Source organism: Hydrogenophaga sp., assembly GCF_022844385.1.
GTDB lineage: Bacteria > Pseudomonadota > Gammaproteobacteria > Burkholderiales > Burkholderiaceae_C > Hydrogenophaga.
Window position 1 is genome coordinate 1 of sequence record NZ_JALHLX010000161.1, and the last position, 6,458, is coordinate 6,458.

General features: G+C 66.9%; 7 protein-coding genes. 3 read left to right on the plus strand and 4 right to left on the minus strand.

What is annotated here, in order from left to right; translation table 11 throughout:
• A partial coding sequence (locus tag Q0C59_RS17735) for a pyrroline-5-carboxylate reductase (RefSeq protein ID WP_291218011.1) occupies positions 1-352 on the plus strand: 352 nt, incomplete at its 5' end.
• Positions 353-984: 632 nt separating this feature from the next.
• Here the strand turns inward: Q0C59_RS17735 and ubiA are convergent.
• From ubiA to recG, 4 genes are read right to left on the minus strand one after another with little or no spacing between them, the layout of a single operon-like run.
• The gene (gene ubiA / locus Q0C59_RS17740; protein ID WP_291218013.1) at positions 985-1,857 is read right to left on the minus strand and encodes a 4-hydroxybenzoate octaprenyltransferase; all 873 of its coding nucleotides are present in this window, start codon (positions 1,855-1,857) and stop codon (positions 985-987) included.
• Between the two features lie 10 nt (positions 1,858-1,867).
• Entirely contained in the window at positions 1,868-2,371 is a 504-nt protein-coding gene (locus Q0C59_RS17745; RefSeq protein WP_291218016.1) for a Dps family protein, read from the minus strand.
• 34 nt (positions 2,372-2,405) lie between these two features.
• Positions 2,406-3,365 carry a LysR substrate-binding domain-containing protein gene (locus tag Q0C59_RS17750; protein ID WP_291218018.1) on the minus strand — a complete coding sequence of 320 codons (960 nt, stop codon included), beginning with the start codon at positions 3,363-3,365 and terminating at the stop codon, positions 2,406-2,408.
• Between the two features lie 53 nt (positions 3,366-3,418).
• Complete coding sequence (gene recG / locus Q0C59_RS17755) at positions 3,419-5,518, minus strand: ATP-dependent DNA helicase RecG (protein WP_291218020.1); 2,100 nt, start codon at positions 5,516-5,518, stop codon at positions 3,419-3,421.
• Positions 5,519-5,619: 101 nt separating this feature from the next.
• Here recG and Q0C59_RS17760 point away from each other — a divergent pair, with 101 nt between their 5' ends.
• A complete protein-coding gene (locus Q0C59_RS17760; protein WP_291218022.1) occupies positions 5,620-6,237 on the plus strand; it encodes a flavin reductase family protein in 618 nt (205 codons plus the stop codon).
• An 82-nt stretch (positions 6,238-6,319) separates the two neighbouring features.
• The coding region (locus tag Q0C59_RS17765) for an S-adenosylmethionine:tRNA ribosyltransferase-isomerase (RefSeq protein WP_291218024.1) at positions 6,320-6,458 on the plus strand (139 nt) is incomplete at its 3' end.

Consider the following 6,458-nt stretch of genomic DNA (forward strand, 5'->3'; position numbering starts at 1 on the left):
GGTGTGGGTGAGCGCCGAACCACAGCTGGACGCGGTGACCGCGCTCTCGGGCTCGGGCCCGGCCTACGTGTTCTATTTCCTGGAGGCCATGCGCGACGCCGGCACCCGCATGGGCCTGCCGCCCGAAGTGGCCTACCAGCTTGCGGTCGGTACGTTCATCGGTGCGTCGACCTTGGCCAAGCGCTCGGACGATCCGCCGCAGGTGTTGCGCGAACGTGTCACATCCAAGGGCGGCACCACGTACGCGGCGCTCACCTCAATGGAGGCTGCGGGTGTCAAGGCGAAGTTTAAAGAGGCGCTGTTTGCTGCGCAAAAGCGCGCCGAGGAGCTGGGGCGGGAGTTCGGGAAGTAATCCCTTGGCGCTCGGCTCGCGGACGCGGTGCGCTCTGCTCCGCGGCTGTCCCCCGGGGCCTGCGGCCCCTCCTCCTTGATGCCGCTGCGCAGAGCACACCGCATCCGAGAGCGGTCGTGGCGAGCGAAGACCGGAAGGAGCCCATGCCGGAAGCTCAGCCAAGTTGAATCAATGCCCCAGCGACGACGGCAGTAACCGCCGCCGCGATGATGCCCCAAACCGACCATGGAGATGGCGCTGTGCTCGCTCCATCCGGGTTGTCGAACCCGCCGGGCCGAGAGTCTTCCCATGTAGCAAGAGCCCCGTTGACCAAAAGAGCTGCTGCGACAAAGCACGTGGCAGCCAGCCAACTGAGCGAGGAGAACGCTGCCACAACGCCCCCAATCGCAGAGCAGATAAGCAGGGATACCAAGGTTGTTTTGATTTGCATGTCCGCTTATGGCCGATAGGCGCCATCCTACTGCGCAAAAACCGATGTACCGTTCGCCCGAACGCAACCCAGCCCGCGGATGCGGTGTGTCCTGCGCAGCGGCATCAAGGAGGAGGCGGCACCAGCCGCCGGGGGACAGCCGCGGAGCAGGGCACACCGCATCCGCGGGCCGAAGAAGCGCCGAGGACGAAACGCAGCGACTTCAAACCAAGCCGAGCACCACACCCACAAACACCGTGAACCCCAACCAGTGGTTGAGGCGGAAGGCCTTGAAGCAGCCGTCGCGGCTGCGGTCCTTGATGAGCTGGAAGTGCCACGCCACCTGGGCCAGCGCCACCACCAGCATTGCGCCCCACACCCAGGAGTTCACCATCGGCCACAGCGCCGCCGTCCAGATAGCGAGAAACAGGAGGTAGAAGGCGGTGACCGCAGGCACGTCGTACGCGCCCAGCGTGATCGCCGAGGTCTTCATGCCGATGCGCAGATCGTCGTCGCGGTCGACCATGGCGTACTCGGTGTCGTAGGCCAGCACCCAGAAGAGGTTGCCCACCAGCAGCACCCAGGCCAGCGGCGGCAGCTGCGCCTGCACGGCGGCAAACGCCATGGGCACGCCGAAGCTGAAGGCCACGCCCAGCACGGCCTGCGGCATGGACACGTATCGCTTGGCATACGGATAGGCCAGTGTGATGGCGAGCGCCGCGAAGGACATGAGCACCGTGAGCGTGTTGGTGGTGAGCACCAGCGCAAACGCGGCCAGCGCGAGCACCGCGCCCACCGCCAGCGCTTCGCGGGTCGACACCTTGCCCGAGGTCACCGGGCGCTGCGCGGTGCGCTTGACGTGTTTGTCGAACTCGCGGTCGGCCACGTCGTTCACGCAGCAGCCGGCGCTGCGCATGAGGATGGTGCCGAGCACAAACACGGCCAGCAGGTGCCAGCCGGGGAACCCGCCCGCAGCCACCCACAGCGCGGCCAGCGACGGCCAGAGCAGCAACAGCCAGCCGGCCGGGCGGTTCCAGCGGATCAGGTCAAGGTACAGCGCCAGGCGCGAAGGCGCGGGAGACGTCGCAGCGACCATGGTCAGCAGATCACTCCTCGAGGATGGAGCGCAGCATCCACGCGGTCTGCTCGTGCACCGTGAGGCGCTGCGTCAGCAGATCGGCCGTGGGCTCGTCGCCCGCCTTGTCGACCACGGGGAACAACTCACGCGCCGTGCGCGCCACCGCTTCGTGGCCCTGCACGAGGATGCGCACCATCTCCATGGCCTTGGGCGGTGTGGCCGGCGCGTCGGGCACCGAGCTGAGCTTGCTGAACTGGGCGTAGCTGCCTGGGGCGTCGTGGCCCAGCGATCGGATGCGTTCGGCCACCGGGTCCACGGCGGTCCACAGCTCGGTGTACTGCGTCATGAACAGGGTGTGCAGCGATGTGAACATCGGCCCGGTCACGTTCCAGTGGAAGTTGTGCGTGGTGAGGTACAGCGTGTAGGTGTCGGCCAGCAGCTTGGACAGGCCTTTGGCAATGGCTGCGCGGTCCTTCTCGTTGATGCCGATGTTGATGCTGGGCGCACTGACTTTGCTGGCGGTTTTGGCCATGGAGAACTCCTGAGGGATGGTTGAAAAACAAAAATCAAGAGAGGCGTTTGACGCCCGGAAGTTCGCAGGCGTAGATGGCGTTACGCAGCTCGGCAATGGCCTCATACCGTGTGAAGCTGCGCCGCCAGGCCAGCACCACGCGCCGCGTGGGCGCCTCGCCCTCGAACGGCAGGTAGCGCACATACGACGAGTCGCCAAAATCCTGGCCCGGCGAGGCGTGGCCTTCCAGCGCTGACGAAGGCACCGACAGGCGCGGCACCAGCGTCACGCCCATGCCGGCGGCCACCATGTGTTTGATGGTCTCCAGCGACGATCCTTCAAAGCTCTTGCGGATACCCTCGGCGTCGTTGGAGAAACGCGCGAACTCCGGGCAGACCTCGAGCACGTGGTCGCGAAAGCAATGGCCCGTGCCCAGCAGCAGCATGGTCTCGCGCTTGAGCTCTTCGTTGGTGATGTGGCCCTGTTTGGCCAACGGGTGCGTGTGCGGCACGGCGGCGAGAAACGGCTCGTCGTACAGGGCGGCAATCGCCAGGTTGGTGTCGGGAAACGGCTCGGCCAGGATGGCGCAGTCGATCTCGCCCAGGCGTAGCTGCTCCAGCAGCTTCACCGTGAAGTTCTCCTGCAGCATCAGCGGCATCTGCGGCGTGCGGTCGATCACGTGGCGCACCAGATCGGGCAACAGATACGGGCCGATGGTGTAGATCACGCCCAGCTTGAGCGGGCCGGCCAGCGGGTCCTTGCCTCGCTTGGCGATCTCCTTGATGGCCGCGGCCTGCTCCAGCACGGTCTGGGCCTGGCGCACGATTTCTTCGCCCAGCGGCGTCACGCTGATCTCACTGGCGTTGCGCTCGAAGATCTTGAGTTCCAGCTCGTCTTCGAGCTTCTTGATGGCCACCGACAAGGTGGGCTGCGAAACGAAGCAGGCCTCGGCCGCCTTGCCGAAGTGCTTTTCCCGGGCCACGGCCACGATGTATTTGAGTTCGGTCAGCGTCATGCCGCTATTTTGCGCCTGTCGTCGAAGCCCGCCATGCAGACCTGTCCAGAACCTCAGGCCTTGAGGAATTCCGCCTTGCCACCCAACCAGCGGGCGATGTGTTTTTCGGCTTGTTGTGGGTACTCGGCCAGCATCACCGGCGCGGCGGCTCGAGCCCATTCGAGCAGGTGGGTGTCGGTGGCCAGATCGGCGAAGCGCAGCAGCGGCGCGCCCGACTGGCGTGCGCCGAGAAACTCGCCCGGGCCGCGTATCTCCAGGTCGCGCCGGGCGATCTCGAAGCCGTCGCTGGTCTCGGCCATGGCCTTCAGGCGTTCGCGCGCGGTCTCGCCGAGGCGGCCGCTGTCGGGCGGTGTGTACAGCAGCACGCAGGCCGACGCGGCAGCGCCACGGCCCACGCGGCCGCGCAGCTGGTGCAGCTGGCTCAGGCCAAAACGCTCGGCGTGCTCGATCACCATCAGCGACGCATTGGGCACGTCCACACCGACCTCGATCACCGTGGTGGAGACCAGCACACCCATCTGCCCGCCGGTGAACAGCGACATCACCGCCTTCTTCTCGGCCACCGGCATGCGCGAATGCAGCAAGCCCACGAGCACGCCCGGCAGTGATTCACTCAACTCGGCGTGCGTGGCCGTCGCGTTCGACAGATCCAGCGCCTCGCTCTCTTCGATCAGCGGGCACACCCAGTACACCTGCCGCCCCTGCGCGAGTTGACTGCGGATGCGCTCAATCACCTCGGCGCGGCGGCTGTCGGCCACCACCTTGGTGACGATGGGCGTGCGCCCGGGCGGCAGCTCGTCGATGGTGGAGACATCGAGGTCGGCGTAGTAACTCATGGCGAGCGTTCTGGGAATGGGCGTCGCGGTCATCATGAGGAGGTGGGGCTCGCCTCCGGTCATGCCCGCACCCATCTTCCCCCGCAGCGCCAGCCGCTGCGCCACACCAAACCGGTGCTGTTCGTCAATGATGGCCAGCGCCAGGTTCTTGAACACCACCTGGTCTTGAATGACGGCGTGCGTGCCCACCACCAGCGCGGCCTCGCCGCTGGCGATCAGCGCGAGCATTTCGCCGCGCTGCTTTTTCTTCTGACTGCCGGTGAGCCAGGCCACGCGTTTGCCCAGCGGCGCGAGCAACGGCTCCAGCCAGCCGATGAGCTTGGCGAAGTGCTGTTCGGCCAATATTTCAGTGGGCGCCATCAGCGCGCATTGCCAGCCCGCGTCGATGGCAATGGCGGCGGCGAGCGCAGCCACCACCGTCTTGCCCGAACCCACGTCGCCCTGCAGCAAACGGTGCATCGGAATCTGGCGCATCAGGTCGCGCGCGATCTCTTCGCCCACGCGGCGCTGCGCGGTGGTGAGCGCAAACGGCAGCACGCCCAGCAGCTGTTCGTGCAGCCCACCCGGTTTGGCGCGCAAGGCCGGGGCGCTCAGCGCCGCGCGCTCCTGCCGGGCCGTGAACTGCGAGAGCTGTTGCGCCAGCAACTCCTCGGCCTTCAGGCGCTGCCAGGCCGGGTGGCTGCGATCTTCCAGCGCGTCAAGCGACACGTCGGCGCCCGGGTGGTGAAGGAACTGCAGCGCGTCGCGCAGCGTCCAGGTGCCGCGCACCACGGCGTTCAGTCCACCCAGCAGCGCGGGCGGCAGGTTCTCGCCCAGGTCGGCACGGCGCAGGCCGCTGGCCACCACCTTGCGCAGGTACGCCTGCGGCAGCTGCGCGCTGGTGGGATACACCGGCGTGAGCGCATCGGGCAGCTCACCACCCGCGGCATGAAACGCCGGGTGCACCATGGTCCAGCCCAGGAAGCCGCCGCGCAGTTCACCGCGCACGCGCACGCGCTGGCCCAAGGCCAGGGTTTTCTGGTGCGCGGGGTAGAAGGTGAAGAAGCGCAGCGTGCAGGTGTCGGTACCGTCGTCGAGCGTCACCAGCAGCTGGCGGCGCGGGCGCTGCGTGATCTCGCTGTTCGTCACCGTGCCTTCGATCTGCGCCAGTTGCCCGTCGCGCGCGCCGCGCAGCGTGACGATGCGGGTCTCGTCCTCATAGCGCAGCGGCAGGTGCAGCGCCAGGTCGATGTCGCGCACCAGCCCGAGTTTGTGCAGGGCTTTCTGGGGGGCGGACAGCGCGGGCGCGGCTGCTTTGCCTTCGGCTTGGGCGGGCATGCGCGCATTGTGCCCGGCCCCACACGGTCACCAATGCCCTGACACGAGCGCACCCCGTGGCCCTCGCCTAGCATGGGGCCTCACTTCAATCCTCCACGCTCATGGACGCAGCACACTTCTACGAACCGTCGCAAGGCCACGGCTTGCCGCATGACCCGTTCAACGCCATCGTCGGGCCGCGCCCCATCGGCTGGATCTCCACCCGCGCCCAAGACGGCGTGCTCAACCTGGCGCCCTACAGCTTCTTCAACGCCTTCAACTACGTGCCGCCCATCGTGGGCTTCTGCAGCATCGGACACAAAGATTCGGTGCGCAATGTGGAAGCGACCGGCGAGTTCGTGTGGAACCTGGTGACCCGCCCGCTGGCCGAACAGATGAACCAGACCTGCGCTCACGTGCCGCCCGAGGTGGACGAGTTTGCGTTGGCCGGGCTCACGCCAGTGGCTTCCCGTGTGGTGTCCGTCCCTCGGGTGCAAGAGAGCCCCGTGAGCTTCGAATGCCGGCTGTCACAGATCGTGCGGCTGACTTCGGCAGCCGGCGCGCCCATCGACAGCTGGCTGGTGCTGGGTGAGGTGGTGGGCATACACATTGCACAGCACCTGCTGAAGGAAGGTGTGTACGACACAGCGAACGCCGGGCACATCCTGCGCGGCGGCGGCCCGGCCGACTACTTCACCATCGGCCCTGAACAGCTGTTCCAGATGCACCGCCCTCGCTGAACCTGGATCGCCCGCGCAGAACTGAGACAATCACGGCCCTTGTTTCTTCACTTGGAACGGGCCTGTCCTGCCCTCAAGCTGCATGTCTTCTTCTGCCTCATCCGCGCGCGCCTTCACGGTGGCCGATTTTGATTTCCACCTCCCCCCCGAGCTGATCGCCCAGCACCCGGCCCCCGAGCGCAGCGCCTCGCGCCTGCTCGACGGCACCGGCCCCGCGCCAG